The organism is Arsenophonus sp. PmNCSU2021_1, assembly GCF_036919435.1.
Taxonomy (GTDB): domain Bacteria; phylum Pseudomonadota; class Gammaproteobacteria; order Enterobacterales; family Enterobacteriaceae; genus Arsenophonus; species Arsenophonus nilaparvatae.
The window spans coordinates 45,944-62,754 of record NZ_JAZHPL010000004.1 but is presented as its reverse complement, the minus strand read 5'-3'; the positions used below and the strand labels follow the sequence as shown (position 1 = coordinate 62,754).

The 16,811-nt window shown below is 39.0% G+C and carries 15 protein-coding genes; 14 read left to right on the top strand and 1 reads right to left on the bottom strand.

The window, feature by feature from the left end; all coding sequences use genetic code 11:
* Positions 1–159 precede the first annotated feature (159 nt).
* Both V3224_RS04640 and V3224_RS04635 read left to right on the top strand, forming a co-directional pair.
* On the top strand, positions 160–375 hold the full coding sequence (locus V3224_RS04640) for a YbfA family protein (RefSeq protein ID WP_334468870.1): 216 nt from the start codon (positions 160–162) through the stop codon (positions 373–375).
* A gap of 120 nt (positions 376–495) precedes the next feature.
* Positions 496–1,239: a type 2 GTP cyclohydrolase I gene (locus V3224_RS04635; protein WP_334468868.1), complete on the top strand. Its 744-nt coding sequence runs from the start codon at positions 496–498 to the stop codon at positions 1,237–1,239.
* 140 nt (positions 1,240–1,379) lie between these two features.
* On the opposite strand, the gene V3224_RS04630 is transcribed toward V3224_RS04635, so the two are convergent.
* Positions 1,380–2,675, bottom strand: coding sequence for a citrate synthase (locus V3224_RS04630; RefSeq protein WP_334468866.1), 1,296 nt, complete (start codon positions 2,673–2,675; stop codon positions 1,380–1,382).
* A gap of 615 nt (positions 2,676–3,290) precedes the next feature.
* Between V3224_RS04630 and sdhC the strand changes: the two genes are divergently transcribed.
* The 12 genes from sdhC to ybgE all read left to right on the top strand — a co-directional run bounded on the left by sdhC (position 3,291) and on the right by ybgE (position 16,791).
* The gene (sdhC, locus tag V3224_RS04625) at positions 3,291–3,671 is read left to right on the top strand and encodes a succinate dehydrogenase cytochrome b556 subunit (RefSeq protein WP_334470293.1); all 381 of its coding nucleotides are present in this window, start codon (positions 3,291–3,293) and stop codon (positions 3,669–3,671) included.
* A complete protein-coding gene (sdhD, locus tag V3224_RS04620) occupies positions 3,665–4,009 on the top strand; it encodes a succinate dehydrogenase, hydrophobic membrane anchor protein (protein ID WP_032116263.1) in 345 nt (114 codons plus the stop codon). The genes sdhC and sdhD overlap by 7 nt, the downstream gene beginning before the upstream one ends.
* On the top strand, positions 4,010–5,776 hold the full coding sequence (sdhA, locus tag V3224_RS04615; RefSeq protein ID WP_334468865.1) for a succinate dehydrogenase flavoprotein subunit: 1,767 nt from the start codon (positions 4,010–4,012) through the stop codon (positions 5,774–5,776).
* A 36-nt stretch (positions 5,777–5,812) separates the two neighbouring features.
* Entirely contained in the window at positions 5,813–6,529 is a 717-nt protein-coding gene (locus tag V3224_RS04610) for a succinate dehydrogenase iron-sulfur subunit (protein WP_290605801.1), read from the top strand.
* A gap of 283 nt (positions 6,530–6,812) precedes the next feature.
* Positions 6,813–9,641, top strand: coding sequence for a 2-oxoglutarate dehydrogenase E1 component (sucA, locus tag V3224_RS04605; protein WP_334468862.1), 2,829 nt, complete (start codon positions 6,813–6,815; stop codon positions 9,639–9,641).
* A complete protein-coding gene (gene odhB, locus V3224_RS04600) occupies positions 9,638–10,867 on the top strand; it encodes a 2-oxoglutarate dehydrogenase complex dihydrolipoyllysine-residue succinyltransferase (protein WP_334468860.1) in 1,230 nt (409 codons plus the stop codon). The genes sucA and odhB overlap by 4 nt, the downstream gene beginning before the upstream one ends.
* 133 nt (positions 10,868–11,000) lie before the next feature.
* Positions 11,001–12,167 carry an ADP-forming succinate--CoA ligase subunit beta gene (gene sucC / locus V3224_RS04595; protein ID WP_334468858.1) on the top strand — a complete coding sequence of 389 codons (1,167 nt, stop codon included), beginning with the start codon at positions 11,001–11,003 and terminating at the stop codon, positions 12,165–12,167.
* 3 nt (positions 12,168–12,170) lie between these two features.
* Positions 12,171–13,046: a succinate--CoA ligase subunit alpha gene (gene sucD, locus V3224_RS04590; RefSeq protein WP_334468856.1), complete on the top strand. Its 876-nt coding sequence runs from the start codon at positions 12,171–12,173 to the stop codon at positions 13,044–13,046.
* Between the two features lie 585 nt (positions 13,047–13,631).
* Positions 13,632–15,197, top strand: a complete 1,566-nt coding sequence (cydA, locus tag V3224_RS04585) for a cytochrome ubiquinol oxidase subunit I (protein ID WP_334468854.1) — start codon at positions 13,632–13,634, stop codon at positions 15,195–15,197.
* 17 nt (positions 15,198–15,214) lie between these two features.
* A complete protein-coding gene (gene cydB, locus V3224_RS04580) occupies positions 15,215–16,354 on the top strand; it encodes a cytochrome d ubiquinol oxidase subunit II (protein ID WP_334468852.1) in 1,140 nt (379 codons plus the stop codon).
* A 12-nt stretch (positions 16,355–16,366) separates the two neighbouring features.
* Positions 16,367–16,489 carry a cytochrome bd-I oxidase subunit CydX gene (gene cydX, locus V3224_RS04575; RefSeq protein ID WP_063657031.1) on the top strand — a complete coding sequence of 41 codons (123 nt, stop codon included), beginning with the start codon at positions 16,367–16,369 and terminating at the stop codon, positions 16,487–16,489.
* A 2-nt stretch (positions 16,490–16,491) separates the two neighbouring features.
* Positions 16,492–16,791: a cyd operon protein YbgE gene (ybgE, locus tag V3224_RS04570; protein WP_334468848.1), complete on the top strand. Its 300-nt coding sequence runs from the start codon at positions 16,492–16,494 to the stop codon at positions 16,789–16,791.
* Positions 16,792–16,811 lie beyond the last annotated feature (20 nt).

The following is a 16,811-nucleotide window of genomic DNA, read 5'->3' as shown; positions in this document are numbered from 1 at the left end:
AATTACGATATTACGATATAAAGAAAAGTGCTGATAAAAACAGCAAAAAAAGTGGTCTGATGAGTAGTAATGCTGGTTTTTATCAGATAAAATTTTCATTCATTACATAATATATCTCAATTGTTTATATCAATTGATAACTTTATAAGGAGGATCTTTATGTCTGAGTATCGTCAATACCCTTGGCATCAAGTTCTCTTGCGTCGTGTTGGTGTTGTATTATTAGGCATTGTGGCTTTTCCTATCATGATTTTTCGACATGATCGTAGCCGCTTTTATAGTTACCTACACCGCATGTGGCTAAAGACTAGTGATAAACCCGTTTGGTTGGCCAGCGCTGAAGATACCGAATCGATGAAGTCATTAATTGATTAAAAAATAAAACGTCCTATTACTGGTTGTGATAGGGCGTTTTTGTTTTAAGTCGTTGTGAAACATATTTTTAAGTTTAATATTTAATAAAATAAATCAGTTTTACAAATAGGATAGTAAGTAATGCATAATATTGAATTAGAACAACTAATCAATACGCACTTGAATATTTATGAATATCAAGACTATGCGCCCAATGGGCTTCAGGTGGAAGGGCGCTCAGAGGTAAAAAAAATCGTGACCGGTGTGACTGCATCGCAAGCGTTACTTGATGAAGCGGTAAAATTAGCTGCAGATGCGATTATTGTTCATCATGGTTATTTTTGGAAAAATGAAGCCGCCATTATTCTTAATATGAAGCGTAATCGATTAAAAACATTGCTTTGCAATGATATTAACCTTTATGGTTATCATTTGCCCCTTGATGCCAATCCCATTTTGGGAAATAACGCGCAGTTGGGGAATATCATGGGGGTTCGGTTTGAAAAGCTTATTTCGCCTTTATTGCCAATGGGTAGTTTTGCTCAACCGATAACGGCTGATGATTTAATGTCGCGTTTAACCAATAAGTTAGCTCGTCAACCCTTGTATTGTGGTGATAATGGCCCAAAAGAGATCAGTACCATTGCCTGGTGTACAGGGGGCGGACAAAATTTTATTCAACAAGCCGCCGAGGCAGGTGTTGATGCTTTTGTGACAGGTGAAGTTTCTGAGCAAACGATCCATATTGCCAGAGAAATGGGGATCCATTTTTATGCCGCAGGTCATCATGCAACGGAGCGATTTGGCGTTAAAATGTTAGGTGAATGGCTGCAAAAAGATTATGGATTTGAGGTGACTTTTATCGATATAGCCAATCCTGCCTAATTTTTGTAAGGATAAACACCAAGCCAGCTAAAAAGTATTAAAACCAAGGGTTATCACCAAACTGTGTCTTGTATTCTATATGATGATTGTTTATGCAAAATAAAATAGTAAGACACAGTTTATTTATCAATAATAATTAACTATTTTTTGGTTAAATCGCTATGAAAATCTCTTTGTTTATAGCCGGTATATAATTGACGGGGACGTGCTATTTTTAATTCTTCATCATGCATTTCGTTCCAGTGAGCAATCCAACCAATTGTACGAGCAATAGCAAAAATAACCGTAAACATGGTTGTTGGGATCCCTATTGCTTTTAAAATGATGCCAGAATAGAAATCCACATTGGGATAAAGTTTTTTCTCAATAAAATAGGGGTCATTTAGGGCTATATGTTCTAACTGCTTGGCGACTTCTAATATATTATCATTTAATTTAAGTTCTTTAAGTACTTCATCGCAGGTCTGTTTCATCACAGTTGCGCGGGGATCATAATTTTTATAAACCCGATGGCCAAATCCCATTAAACGGAAGGGATCATCTTTGTCTTTTGCCCGTTTGATAAATTTAGGAATATTTTCGACAGTTTGAATCTCTTCTAGCATGCGTAAACAGGCTTCATTGGCACCACCGTGAGCCGGTCCCCAAAGAGAGGCGATTCCAGCAGCAATACAAGCAAATGGATTAGCGCCAGAAGAACCCGCAGTTCTTACTGTTGAAGTTGATGCATTTTGTTCATGATCAGCATGCAAAATAAAAATACGATCCATGGCCCGTTCTATGATTGGATTAACCTGATATTTTTCACAAGGTGTAGCAAACATCATATGAAGGAAATTCGCAGAATAAGAGAGGGAATTTTTTGGGTAAATAAAAGGTTGACCAATAGAGTATTTATAACACATTGCTGCAACGGTAGGCATTTTTGATAGTAACCTAAATGCCGCTATTTCATGATGACGCGGATTATTAACATCCAATGAGTCGTGATAGAAAGCCGCTAGTGCGCCGGTTACACCACAAAGGATTGCCATTGGATGAGAATCACGACGGAAACCTTGCAAAAGCAGAGTAATTTGATCGTGGATCATTGTATGTTCAGTGACAATTTTTTTAAAGTTGTCATAGTCGTTTTGTGAAGGTTTTTCACCGTAAAGTAGTATATAACAAACTTCTAAATAAGTAGAATTGGTAGCCAATTGATCAATAGGATATCCGCGGTGCAAAAGAATACCTTTATCTCCATCTATATAGGTAATTTTAGACTCGCAGAATGCGGTTGAGGTAAAGCCAGGATCGTAGGTAAAATAACCTTTGGAGCCTAATCCTCGGACATCAATTACATCGATCCCAAGTGTAGGGTTTAGTACTTCAAGCTCAATTTTTTCTGCATCTTTATCGACTAATTCTATAGTCTTTTTTTCTTTGCCTGCCATTACGGGTCTCCTTAGCGCTAAAACGCAATTTCCGACAACCATGAAAGCATGATAAAACGCTTAGAAATTGCATGATATTTCATTTATTAAAAGGCTTGAATCATGTTTTTAACGAAGTTTTTATCTAATAAAATTTTTTATTAACAATTCATAATCTATTCTGTTCCTTATATATTTTAAATTATACCAACAATAACATTAGGTTTTTTATGGATAACAATCTAGCATGTTTATTTTACATAATTTCTTCTTTTGTGTGGCGATAATCACTAATTAATTCAACTTAATCATATGTAAGATAAATGTTTGTTTCTTGTCAAATTACATTATCAATTTAATGACCGATGTTTAAACCGTGATCACACTCACTGTTCAAGCTAAATCTCTCCAAACCTAATGTGTTGTAATTGTAATGGGCATGTGAAGGTCATATACTGCAAATGAGGTCTCCGGATTACCTTGTGGTAGGAGTACCCAGCGTTAATGAGTAACAACTTTTGCCAATATGTTAGGGATTAATTTATAAGCTGAGTTGTGCTTTGTTATCACGATCGCTGTTTGATTTCTGCTCCAGGTCCGGAGGTAGGAAAACAATAAAGAGCTGTGTGGGCATAAATTGTGAAAAAACAAAGACCTATCAATCTTCAATTGCAGACAATTCATTTTCCGATTACTGCAATAGCTTCGATTTTACATCGTGTCTCTGGCGTTATTACCTTTATTGCGGTCGGTATTTTGTTATGGCTGCTGGGATTATCGCTTTCTTCACTGGAAGGTTTTCAATATGCTACTGAAATTATGGGTAGCTTTTTTATAAAATTCATTATTTGGGGTGTCTTGACTGCACTAATATATCATATTTGTGGCGGTATTCGTCATATGCTAATGGATTTTGGTTTTATCGATGAGAGTTTGTCTGTGGGACGTATTTCAGCGATAGTTGCGTTTATTATCACCGCTATTTTGTCGATCTTAGCGGTGGTTTTTGTATGGTAGTTAATGCATCAACATTAGGCCGCACTGGCACACAAGATTGGCTACTACTTCGTGCGTCTGCCATTATTATTGCCCTTTATACGTTTTATATTGTTAGTTTTATAGTCACAACTGATTTAAATTATACTGTTTGGCGGACTTTTTTTGCTTTTCCAATAACAAAAATTTTTACTATTTTAACGCTCATTTCCATATTAGTACATGCCTGGATAGGTTTATGGCAAGTATTAACCGATTATGTTAAGTCAATCGCCTTGCGATTATCATTACAACTATTTTTTATTGTTATATTAATGACGTATTTAATTTATGGAACAATAGTAGTGTGGGGAGCGTAAATGAAATTACCAGTAAGAGAGTTTGATGCCGTTGTTATTGGTGCTGGTGGCGCTGGGATGCGAGCTGCGTTGCAAATTTCTCAGTTAGGTTTGTCATGTGCATTAATTTCTAAAGTTTTCCCGACACGTTCACACACCGTATCTGCTCAGGGCGGGATCACCGTTGCGTTAGGTAATACGCATGAAGATGATTGGCAATGGCATATGTATGATACTGTCAAGGGCTCTGATTATATAGGTGATCAAAATGCCATCGAATACATGTGCAAAACCGGACCTGAGGCCATACTAGAACTTGAGCATATGGGGTTACCATTTTCACGTTTAGACGACGGTCGTATTTATCAACGTCCATTTGGTGGCCAGTCAAAAAATTTTGGTGGTGAGCAAGCCGCTCGAACCGCGGCGGCGGCAGATAGAACTGGCCATGCCCTTTTGCATACTCTTTATCAACAGAATTTAAAAAACCATACCACGATTTTCTCCGAATGGTATTCACTTGACTTAGTTAAAAATCAGAATGGTGACATAGTCGGTTGTACCGCATTATGTATGGAATCCGGTGAGGTCGTTTACTTTAAAGCTAAAGCTACTATTCTTGCGACAGGTGGAGCGGGAAGAATTTATCAATCAACAACTAATGCCCATATTAATACCGGTGACGGTGTTGGCATGGCTGTCAGGGCAGGTGTGCCATTGCAGGATACGGAAATGTGGCAATTTCATCCAACTGGAATTGCTGGTGCGGGTGTATTAGTGACAGAGGGATGTCGGGGAGAGGGCGGCTATTTACTTAATAAAGATGGCGAGCGCTTTATGGAGCGTTATGCGCCTAATGCAAAAGATTTGGCTGGCCGCGATGTTGTTGCTCGCTCAATTATGATAGAGATCCGTGAAGGAAGGGGATGTGATGGCCCCTGGGGACCACATGTTAAATTAAAACTGGATCATTTAGGTAAAGAAGTGTTGGAATCACGATTACCCGGTATTCTCGAATTATCCAGGACTTTTGCTCATGTTGATCCGGTTAAAGAACCGATTCCTGTTATCCCTACTTGTCATTATATGATGGGTGGGATCCCAACTAAAGTAACCGGACAGGCATTGATGATTAATGAAAAAGGTGAAGATGTTGTGATCCCGGGATTATTTGCTGTTGGTGAAATAGCTTGTGTTTCCGTTCATGGAGCAAACCGTTTGGGCGGAAATTCATTGCTTGATTTGGTGGTATTCGGGCGTTCTGCCGGTTTACATCTGAAAGAATCTTTACTGGAACAAGGCTCAATGCGTGATGCTAGCGAATCTGATATTGATGCGGCCTTAATGCGTTTAAATCGCTGGGATAATACACAAAGCGGTGAAGATCCGTTAGAAATTCGCAAAGCATTACAAGCCTGTATGCAACATAATTTTTCCGTTTTTCGTGAAGGCGATGCGATGGCTAAGGGCTTAGAAGAATTAAAGGTAATTCGTGAACGTTTGAAAAATGCCCGTTTGGATGATACCTCACGCGAATTTAATACCCAACGCATTGAATGTTTAGAGCTGGATAATTTGGTAGAAACAGCGTTTGCAACGGCAGAAGCGGCAAATTTTCGTACTGAAAGTCGGGGAGCACATAGTCGTTTTGACTATCCTGATCGTGATGATACAAATTGGTTATGTCATACGCTATATTTACCACAGTCTGGAACTATGACTCGCCGAGCAGTCAATATGCAACCTGAGTTACGTGATCCCTTCCCACCTAAAATACGTACTTATTAATGTGTGGCGTTAATAGTGTTGCGGAGAAAGTAGATTATGAAAATTGAATTTTCCATTTATCGTTACAATCCAGACGTCGATAATATGCCACGTATGCAAGACTACAGTTTGGAGATCGCTAAAGGGCGTGACATGATGTTGCTGGATGCTTTAATCCAACTAAAAGAAAAAGATCCTACTTTAGCATTTCGTCGTTCTTGTCGTGAAGGCGTTTGTGGTTCTGATGGATTAAATATGAATGGTAAAAATGGCTTGGCCTGCATTACTCCACTGTCAGCTTTGTGTCGTGATAAAAAAAAGGTTGTTGTGCGCCCATTGCCAGGCTTACCGGTTGTTCGAGATTTAATTGTTGATATGGCTCAATTTTATACTCAATATGAAAAAATTCGGCCTTACCTTATCAATGATGGCAAGAATTCACCAGCTCGTGAGTATTTACAGACTCCTGCACAACGAGAAAAATTGGATGGCTTATATGAGTGTATTCTTTGTGCTTGCTGTTCAACCTCATGTCCATCATTTTGGTGGAATCCGGATAAATTTATTGGTCCTGCCGGTTTATTAGCTGCTTATCGTTTTTTAATCGATAGTCGGGATACCGAAACCGATAACAGATTAGATAATTTAAATGATGCTTTTAGTGTATTTCGCTGTCATAGCATTATGAATTGTGTCAGTGTTTGCCCAAAAGGTTTAAATCCAACTAAAGCTATTGGGCACATTAAATCGATGTTATTAAAGCGTAGTGCATAGCTTTGGCAAAAATTCCCGTAATCGAAATGTTACGGGAAATAAAAAATGGAAAACTATTATTTAAAATTGATATTTATTTTATGTGGTAAATTACAGAAGGAACCTTTAAAAACCGGTTGCGGTTTTTAAAGGTTCTTATAAATAAGGGGAATTTAATTAAGCGCTCCTTTATTAATAATCGTGCATAGAACACGTTCAAAGAATCTTTATTGAAACCGTCTATATAAAAAGCGGTACTGTTAACTACGACGAAAACTAAAGCCTATAAGCTTAAGGGATCACAATGCACAACGGCGTAATGAAGGACTGGCTAGATTCAAGTTTTCTAGCTGGTGCAAATCAGTCTTATATCGAACAGCTTTATGAAGACTACTTAATTGACCCTAATTCCGTTAATGCAGACTGGCGAGACTTTTTTAATAAACTACCAGGTGCAAGCTCCAACGGTGAATACTCCCATTCTCAAACACGTGAATATTTTCGTTCATTGGCGAAAGATTCTACACGTTATCAAACTTCGATTAGTGATCCGTCTTTGGATGCGAAGCAAGTTAAAGTCCTCCAATTAATAAACGCCTTTCGTTTTAGAGGACATCAAAATGCAAATCTTGATCCATTAGAGCTTTGGAAACAAGAAACTGTACCTGATTTAGATCCTGCATTTCATGATTTAACCGATGCTGATTTTGAAAAAACGTTCAATGTTGGTTCTTTTGCTATTGGCCAGGAAACAATGAAATTAAGTGAGCTGTATACTGCACTGAAGCGTATTTATTGCGCTTCAATTGGTGCCGAATACATGCATATTACTAATACTGAAGAAAAACGTTGGATCCAACAGCGCCTAGAACTGGCAACGCCGGTTAGTCAACAATTTAGCAAACAAGAAAAGATCCGCTTCTTATCAGAATTAACTTCAGCTGAAGGATTAGAACGCTATCTTGGGGCAAAATTTCCTGGCGCAAAACGTTTTTCCCTTGAAGGGGGTGATTCGCTCATTCCCATGTTAAAAGATTTGATCCGTTATGCAGGTCATCAGGATACGCGTGAAGTCGTATTGGGAATGGCGCATCGTGGGCGATTAAATGTTTTAGTTAACATTTTAGGTAAGCAACCAAAAGAGCTGTTTGATGAGTTTGCAGGTAAGCATAAAGATCATTTAGGTACTGGTGATGTTAAATATCATCAGGGCTTTTCTTCTGATTTTAAAACAGAAGGGGCTTTGGTTCATTTAGCCTTGGCTTTTAATCCATCACATTTAGAAATAGTTAGTCCAGTAGTCATCGGTTCTGTTCGTGCTCGTCGTGCTCGTTTAGATGAAGGTCGTAGTAATATGGTACTGCCCATTACTATCCATGGTGATGCAGCGGTAACAGGCCAGGGAGTTGTTCAGGAAATGCTCAACATGTCTCAGGCTCGTGGTTATGAGGTTGGCGGTACAGTGTGGATCGTGGTTAATAATCAGATAGGTTTTACCACATCCAATCCTAAAGATGCACGTTCAACACAATATTGCACTGATATCATGAAAATGGTGCAAGCACCTATTTTTCATGTTAATGCCGATGATACAGAAGCGGTTGCTTTTGTTACTCGATTGGCATTAGATTTTCGCAATAAATTTAAACGCGATGTGGTCATTGATTTAGTTTGCTATCGTCGCCATGGTCATAATGAGGCGGATGAGCCGAGTGCTACCCAACCAATTATGTATCAAAAAATTAAAAAACATGCGACACCGCGTAAAATTTATGCGGATAAATTGATAGCGGAAAAGACAGTTACTAGCGACGAAGTAACAGAAATGGTTAATCTTTACCGTGATAAGTTAGATCACGGTGATTGTGTCGTTGATGAATGGCGTCCAATGGGAACTGACTATTTGGTCTCGAAACCCTATTTAAATCATGAATGGAATGATGCTTACCCTGCTAAAGTTAAGAAGAAACGACTACAAGACTTAGCTAAACGTTTAAGTACTATTCCGGCAGAGATTGTCATGCAGCCTCGGGTTGAAAAAATTTACCGTGATCGCCTGGCAATGGCGAACGGTAAAAAATTGCTCGATTGGGGAGCAGCAGAAACTTTGGCTTATGCAACATTAGTTGATGAAGGGATACAAGTTCGTTTATCAGGTGAAGATGCCGGCCGAGGTACTTTTTTTCATCGTCATGCCGTTATTCATAATCAAACTAATGGTTCAGTTTACGTCCCTCTGGCTAATATACGTGAAAATCAAGGAATATTTGACGTCTGGGATTCCGTTTTGTCTGAAGAAGCGGTACTTGCTTTTGAATATGGTTATGCATCAGCCGAGCCACGGGTTTTGACTATTTGGGAAGCTCAGTTTGGTGATTTTGCTAATGTGGCGCAAGTAGTTATCGATCAGTTTATTAGTTCTGGTGAACAGAAATGGGGGCGATTGTGTGGATTAGTGATGCTGTTACCCCATGGTTATGAAGGACAAGGTCCGGAGCACTCCTCAGCCCGTTTAGAGCGTTATTTACAATTATGTGCGGAACAAAATATGCAAGTCTGTATTCCGTCTACTCCAGCTCAGGTCTATCATATGCTCCGTCGTCAGATACTTCGTAATATGCGACGTCCATTGATTGTTATGTCACCCAAATCATTACTGCGTCATCCTCTTGCAGTTTCTAGTTTGGAAGAGTTAGCAAATGGTGAATTCCAGCCGATAATTAATGAAATTGATCCCATAGATGCGAAAAAGGTCAAACGTGTCGTTTTATGTTCAGGTAAAGTTTATTATGATCTACTTGAACAATGTCGTGAAAACAAACAAAAAAATATCGCTATCGTTCGTATTGAACAATTATATCCATTTCCCCATAAAGATTTAGAAACTACGCTCAAGCCTTATGCGCATGTTCGCGATTTTGTCTGGTGTCAAGAGGAACCTCTCAATCAGGGGGCATGGTACTGTAGTCAGCATAATATTCGGGAAGCAATTCCAAAAGGTTCATTATTAAGTTATGCGGGACGGCCCGCATCTGCTTCACCAGCCGTAGGCTACGCGTCTGTTCATCAAGAACAGCAAAAAGCATTGGTTGATGATGCACTAAAAATAAATAAATTAAAGGATAGAAAATGAGTAACATAGAAATTCTTGTTCCTGATCTTCCTGAATCTGTTGCAGATGCTACAGTTGCAACTTGGCACAAGAAACCAGGTGATCGGGTAGAGCGTGATGAAGTGTTAGTGGAAATTGAAACGGATAAAGTTGTACTTGAAGTACCAGCAGCAGATTCAGGTATTCTGGAATCAATTTTAGAAGAAGAGGGAGCTACTGTTTTATCAAAACAGCTATTGGGTCGCATACATCTTAGTGATAGTACCGGGATTCCGGCTGAGGTAAAAGAGACTACTGAGTCAGCACCAGCGAAACGCCAGACTGCTAGCCTTGAGGAAGAGAGTCATAGTCCACTAACACCGGCTGTCGGTCGTTTAATTGCAGAACATGATTTAAACCCGAGCAATATCAAAGGTAGCGGCGTAGGTGGGCGTATAACGCGTGATGATGTTGAGAAATATATTAAAAACCAATCAACAGCAAGCGAAAATAGACCGATTAAGCAACAGAATGACGCATCTACAACGCCATCATCAACTTCTTCTCATCGAAGTGAAAAACGGGTACCAATGACGCGTTTGCGTAAGCGTATAGCAGAGCGTTTACTGGAGGCAAAAAATAATGCTGCCATGTTGACTAGCTTTAATGAAGTTAACATGAAGCCTGTTTTTGATTTGCGTAAACATTATGGTGAAAGCTTTGAAAAGCGGCATGGTGTGCGTTTGGGTTTTATGTCTTTCTATGTGAAAGCAGTTGTTGAAGCCTTAAAGCGTTATCCTGAAGTGAACGCATCGATTGATGGTTCAGATGTGCTTTATCATAGTTATTTTGACATTAGTATTGCTGTTTCCACACCTAGGGGTTTAGTTACACCAGTATTACGTGATGCAGATGCGCTTAGCATGGCAGAAATTGAAAAGCGTATTAAAGAGTTGGCAGTTAAGGGGCGTGACGGCAAATTAACGGTTGAAGAATTGACCGGTGGAAACTTCACTATTACTAACGGTGGTGTTTTTGGCTCTTTAATGTCAACTCCGATCATTAATCCGCCGCAAAGTGCAATTTTAGGTATGCACGCAATCAAAGATCGGCCGATGGCAGTTGATGGTAAAATCGAAATCTTGCCAATGATGTATTTAGCACTTTCTTATGATCACCGTTTAATTGATGGACGTGAGTCTGTTAGCTTCTTGGTGACAATAAAGGACATGTTGGAAGATCCGGCTCGTTTATTGTTAGACGTCTAGATAACCAATTTAGAGTGAAGTTATTTACTCAGTCTGGAGTAAAGCTTGGTTAATTTTTTATTGACCAATGTTTAAATAAAAATATATAGAGAATTGTTAACTCTCTGTCAGGCTAAATTATGGATAGTGCATCATGAACTTACACGAATATCAGGCAAAACAACTGCTTGCGCATTATGGTTTGCCAGTACCGACAGGTTATGCTTGTGAAACAGCAAAAGAGGCAGAAGAAGCAACAACAAAATTGGGTAATAGTCCTTGGGTTGTAAAGTGCCAGGTACATGCTGGTGGTCGAGGCAAAGCGGGAGGCGTAAAAGTTGTTAATAATCGCGACGAAATCCGGTTATTTGCTGAAAAGTGGTTAGGAAAACGCTTAGTGACTTACCAAACCGATTCCCATCGACAGCCCGTTAATCAAATTTTGGTAGAAGAAGCAACGGATATTGATAAAGAGCTTTATTTAGGTGCGGTGATAGATCGCGCCTCTCGTCGAATTGTCTTTATGGCATCGACTGAAGGTGGGGTCGAAATTGAAAAAGTTGCAGCAGAGACACCAGAACTTATTCATAAGGCTATTATTGATCCATTAACCGGCCCTATGCCTTATCAAGGACGCGAGCTTGCTTTTAAGCTAGGTTTGAGCGGCAAACAAGTCCAGCAGTTTACCCAAATATTTATCGGATTAGCGACAATTTTTCTCGAGCGTGATCTGGCTTTAATCGAGATTAATCCTCTCGTGATAACTAAGCAAGGGGATTTAATCTGTCTGGATGGCAAGCTTAGTGTGGATAGCAATGCACTATATCGCCAAGTAGAATTAAAGGAGATGCGTGATATTTCTCAGGAAGATCCCCGTGAAGCCCATGCGTCGGAGTGGGAATTAAACTATGTTGCTTTAGATGGAAATATTGGTTGTATGGTTAATGGTGCCGGTTTAGCTATGGGAACCATGGACATTGTGAAGTTACATGGCGGCGCTCCAGCTAATTTTCTTGATGTGGGTGGTGGGGCAACTAAAGAACGTGTAGCAGAAGCATTTAAAATTATCTTATCTGATGAAAATGTTAAAGCTGTTTTGGTCAATATTTTTGGTGGTATTGTTCGCTGCGATTTGATTGCTGAAGGTATTATTGGAGCAGTTAAAGAAATTGGGGTAACAGTCCCGGTCATTGTTCGTCTTGAAGGCAATAATGCTGAGCTTGGTGCGCAAAAGTTAGCGGATAGTGGCCTAAAAATTACTGCTGCAACCAGCTTGACCGATGCGGCAGAAAAAGCAGTAGCAGCAGCGGAGGCGAAATAAGTAATGTCTATTTTAATTGATAAAAATACTAAAGTTATCTGCCAGGGATTTACAGGTAGCCAAGGAACTTTTCATTCAGAGCAGGCAATTGCTTATGGGACAAAAATGGTCGGTGGTGTAAGGCCAGGTAAAGGTGGAACAACACATTTAGGATTACCTGTTTTCAATACAGTCCGTGAAGCTGTACAAGCAACAGGTGCAACCGCATCGGTTATTTATGTTCCTGCTCCATTTTGTAAAGATTCGATTCTTGAAGCTATCAATAGTGGTATCAAACTGATTATTACCATTACCGAAGGGATCCCCACGTTAGATATGCTAACGGTGAAAGCAAAGCTAGATGAAACTGGGGTAAAAATGATAGGACCGAACTGTCCAGGTATTATTACCCCGGGTGAATGTAAGATTGGTATCCAACCTGGACATATTCATAAACCGGGTAAAGTAGGTATTGTATCGCGCTCTGGTACATTAACTTATGAAGCCGTTAAGCAGACAACTGATGCAGGATTAGGGCAATCTACTTGTGTTGGTATTGGTGGTGATCCTATTCCGGGTTCAAATTTTATTGATATATTGAAACTATTCCAGGCAGATCCCCAAACTGAAGCTATCGTTATGATTGGTGAAATTGGTGGTACAGCGGAGGAAGAAGCGGCCACTTATATTAAACAACATATAACAAAACCAGTCGTTGCTTATATTGCCGGCGTAACAGCACCAAAAGGTAAGCGTATGGGGCATGCTGGCGCCATCATTGCTGGTGGCAAAGGTACTGCGGATGAAAAGTTTGCTGCATTAGAAGCAGCAGGTGTAAAAACTGTTCGTAGCTTAGCTGAGATTGGTGAAGCTGTTAAGCAATTAGTGACTAGTAAATAACCTGATTTCGACTATGATTAGTAAAAGCCACTCATAGATAGTGGCTTTTTTTATGTTTAGGCCGTGAGTAATGCTGGTAAACTTGATTTTTTCGATATTAAAAGTGGCATTATGTGGATTAAAAATATCCTGTTGATGGTTTTTTTAATAGCGTTTTGGCGAGTTTTCCCAAGTCAACAACAAGTACATGGTTAAAATGAATTATTGCCTATTTTCTTGGCATGAACAAAACAATAAACAGCTATTTAATATATTGATGACTTTAATAAAAATTGATTTAAATCAAACAATAAAATAGGTTTTATTTATTTTTTCGATGAAATTGATCGTTGATCAAATTTAGTCAGTATTTAAATGTAGCGGTATGTTGATTTAATCGCAAAATTTCAATCTTAATCGTATTAAATCTATTTATTATAAGTGTATATAAGCGTACTATTATTAAGATGTTTGTTGTATTTTGATAAATTTTTTATCGTTATTTTAAGATGTATAAAGCTGGTAGTTATGAGGCTTTCATCTTTTGCATTATGAAAGTCAGGTCGCCGCAAGTCGGTGTCTTCCTGCTAGGAGCAAGGAGTCAAGATGTTTGATATTGTCGAACTGTCCCGGTTACAGTTTGCCTTAACTGCAATGTATCATTTCCTGTTTGTACCATTAACACTTGGTATGTCGTTTTTACTAGCGATAATGGAAACGGTGTATGTCATTTCAGGTAAACAGATATATAAAGATATGACAAAATTCTGGGGTAAGTTATTTGCTATTAACTTTGCCTTAGGTGTTGCAACGGGTTTGACCATGGAATTCCAATTCGGGACTAACTGGTCATATTATTCACATTATGTTGGTGATATTTTTGGTGCGCCATTGGCAATTGAAGGATTAATGGCGTTCTTCCTGGAGTCAACATTTGTTGGTTTATTTCTTTTTGGCTGGGATCGTTTAAGTAAAACCCAACATTTAGCTAGCACATGGTTGGTTGCGTTAGGTTCTAATTTCTCTGCGCTGTGGATCTTAGTTGCTAATGGTTGGATGCAAAACCCGATTGCGTCTGATTTTAACTTTGAAAGCATGCGGATGGAAATGCTCAGTTTTTCAGAATTAATTTTAAATCCCGTGGCACAAGTTAAATTTGTTCATACTGTTGCCGCTGGCTATTGTACAGGTGCCATGTTCGTCTTAGGTATCAGTGCTTATTACTTACTTAGAGGCCGTGATCGACCTTTTACTAAACGCTCTTTCGCAATAGCGGCAAGCTTTGGTATTGCTTCAGTACTATCTGTTATTGTTTTGGGTGATGAATCTGGCTATGAAATGGGTGATGTTCAGAAGACCAAGTTAGCCGCCATTGAAGCTGAATGGGAAACCCAACCGCCGCCGGCTTCATTTAATCTTATTGCTGTGCCAAATAGCGAAAAAATGAAAAATGAATTCGCAGTAGAAATTCCATGGTTAATGGGAATTATCACTACCCGTTCTATTGATACCCCGGTTTTGGGTTTAAAAGATTTAATGGCGCAACATGAAGTTCGTATCCGCAATGGTATGAATGCCTATGCTCTGTTAAAAAAATTACAAGCTGGTGATAATGATCCTGCTATACGAAAAGCATTTGATGCGAATAAAAAAGATCTTGGTTATGGATTGTTGTTAAAACGCTATACACCTAATGTTATTGATGCCAGCGAAGAACATATTAAAGCGGCCGCTAAAGATAGTATTCCTAAAGTCGGGCCTCTATTCTGGGCATTTCGCATTATGGTGGCTTGCGGTTTCTTAATGTTACTTATTTTTGCTTTATCATTCTGGTCTGTTATTCGTAACCGCATTGGTGAGAAAAAATGGCTTTTACGTTTAGCCATGTTTGGTATTCCATTACCATGGATTGCCGTTGAAGCAGGTTGGTTTGTTGCTGAATATGGTCGTCAACCGTGGGCAATTGGTGAAATTTTACCGACAGCGGTTGCACATTCATCATTAAGTAGTGCAGATCTACTTTTCTCGATGGGGCTAATATGTGGTCTGTATACTTTGTTCTTGGTTATTGAATTGTTCCTAATGTTCAAATTTGCACGTAAAGGGCCCAGTAGTCTTAAAACAGGTCGTTATCATTATGAGCAACAAAATATTTCAGCCCAAGACGCTTAGTAAACAGGAGTCCATTCATGTTTGATTATGAAGTTCTAAGATTTATATGGTGGCTACTGATTGGTGTGTTGCTGATCGGTTTTGCCGTGACCGATGGTTTTGATATGGGTGTTGGTATCTTATTGCCATTTATGGGAAAAACTGATACTGAGCGTCGGATCATGATCAATTCAATCGCACCTCATTGGGATGGTAATCAGGTTTGGTTAGTAACTGCTGGTGGTGCACTATTTGCGGCTTGGCCGATGTTTTACGCTGCGGCATTCTCAGGTTTTTATGTTGCCATGATATTAGTCTTGGCTGCACTATTTTTCAGACCGGTAGGTTTTGATTATCGTTCTAAGCTTGAAAATTCCAAATGGCGCAATATGTGGGATCGTGGCATATTTATTGGTAGCTTTGTTCCTCCGTTGATCATTGGTGTTGCTTTTGGTAATTTGCTACAGGGCGTTCCTTTTACAGTTAATGACCTATTGTATTTGAATTATACCGGGACTTTCTTTGGTTTACTCAATCCTTATGGCTTATTAGCAGGCATTATTTCTATTATGATGATAATCACCCAAGGCGCGACTTATCTCCAAATGCGCACGCTAGGTGAATTACATCTACGTTCACGTAATATCACTTATATCACCGCCTTTTTCACATTAATTACTTTTGCTGGAGCTGGTTTTTGGTTGATATATGGAATTGATGGTTATGCGATTAAAAGTACAATCGATACCTACGCTGTTTCTAATCCGTTACACAAAGAAGTAGCAAAAGAAGCAGGGGTATGGTTGGTTAATTTTAATAATAATCCAGGCCTATGGTCATTACCGGCACTTGGCTTATTTTTTCCAATACTGACTATCCTATTCACCAAGCTTGATAAAGCAGGATGGGCATTTTTATTTTCATCACTGACAATTGCTTGTATTATTTTAACTTTCGGTATTAGTATGTTCCCATTCATTATGCCTTCAAATATACAGCCTAATGCCAGTTTGACGATTTGGGATGCCACGTCGAGCTTATTTACATTGCAAGTGATGACAGTTGTTGCCATCATTTTTGTGCCAATTATATTGGCGTATACTACCTGGTGTTATTACAAAATGTTTGGTCGAATTGACAAAGCGCATATTGAAAATAACAAACATTCATTATATTAAGGAGCGAATGGTATGTGGTATTTTGCTTGGATTTTAGGAACGCTTCTTGCCTGTAGTTTCGCTGTCATTGCAGCTCTGGCTATCGAACAGGTTGAGGCTAATGCTGCTAACAAAGCTAAACATACTGGTGAATGATAATGGTAGATAAAATCTACTCATCAATGCATAAGGGTCCGTTTCGGATCCTTATTCTCTTTATGGCATTTGCCATGGCTTTTTGTGTGATCTGGGATCCAACCTTATTTGCCTCAAATACCAGTTCTCTTGCTATATGGCAGGGGTTATTGCTTATTTTGGCAACATGTAGTGGGATAATTTTTGGTATTGGGTTTTTACCTAAAAATGCGTTTTGGCGTTATCTTTTTCATCCTTTACCTGCTGTTTTGATCCTAGCTTGTGGACTATTTTATTTCTTTCGTATTAGTTTCATTTCATAAGATAAGTTTATATTTCACTA

Bases quoted from the DNA above. Each gene is read 5' to 3' on its own strand.
- sdhA (WP_334468865.1), top strand. From the start codon at position 4,010: ATGAAATTACCAGTAAGAGAGTTTGATGCCGTTGTTATTGGTGCTGGT.
- cydA (WP_334468854.1), top strand. From the start codon at position 13,632: ATGTTTGATATTGTCGAACTGTCCCGGTTACAGTTTGCCTTAACTGCA.
- sucC (WP_334468858.1), top strand. From the start codon at position 11,001: ATGAACTTACACGAATATCAGGCAAAACAACTGCTTGCGCATTATGGT.
- ybgE (WP_334468848.1), top strand. From the start codon at position 16,492: ATGGTAGATAAAATCTACTCATCAATGCATAAGGGTCCGTTTCGGATC.
- sucA (WP_334468862.1), top strand. From the start codon at position 6,813: ATGCACAACGGCGTAATGAAGGACTGGCTAGATTCAAGTTTTCTAGCT.
- cydX (WP_063657031.1), top strand. From the start codon at position 16,367: ATGTGGTATTTTGCTTGGATTTTAGGAACGCTTCTTGCCTGTAGTTTC.
- odhB (WP_334468860.1), top strand. From the start codon at position 9,638: ATGAGTAACATAGAAATTCTTGTTCCTGATCTTCCTGAATCTGTTGCA.
- sucD (WP_334468856.1), top strand. From the start codon at position 12,171: ATGTCTATTTTAATTGATAAAAATACTAAAGTTATCTGCCAGGGATTT.
- V3224_RS04635 (WP_334468868.1), top strand. From the start codon at position 496: ATGCATAATATTGAATTAGAACAACTAATCAATACGCACTTGAATATT.
- V3224_RS04630 (WP_334468866.1), bottom strand. From the start codon at position 2,675: ATGGCAGGCAAAGAAAAAAAGACTATAGAATTAGTCGATAAAGATGCA.
- sdhD (WP_032116263.1), top strand. From the start codon at position 3,665: ATGGTAGTTAATGCATCAACATTAGGCCGCACTGGCACACAAGATTGG.
- V3224_RS04610 (WP_290605801.1), top strand. From the start codon at position 5,813: ATGAAAATTGAATTTTCCATTTATCGTTACAATCCAGACGTCGATAAT.
- cydB (WP_334468852.1), top strand. From the start codon at position 15,215: ATGTTTGATTATGAAGTTCTAAGATTTATATGGTGGCTACTGATTGGT.
- V3224_RS04640 (WP_334468870.1), top strand. From the start codon at position 160: ATGTCTGAGTATCGTCAATACCCTTGGCATCAAGTTCTCTTGCGTCGT.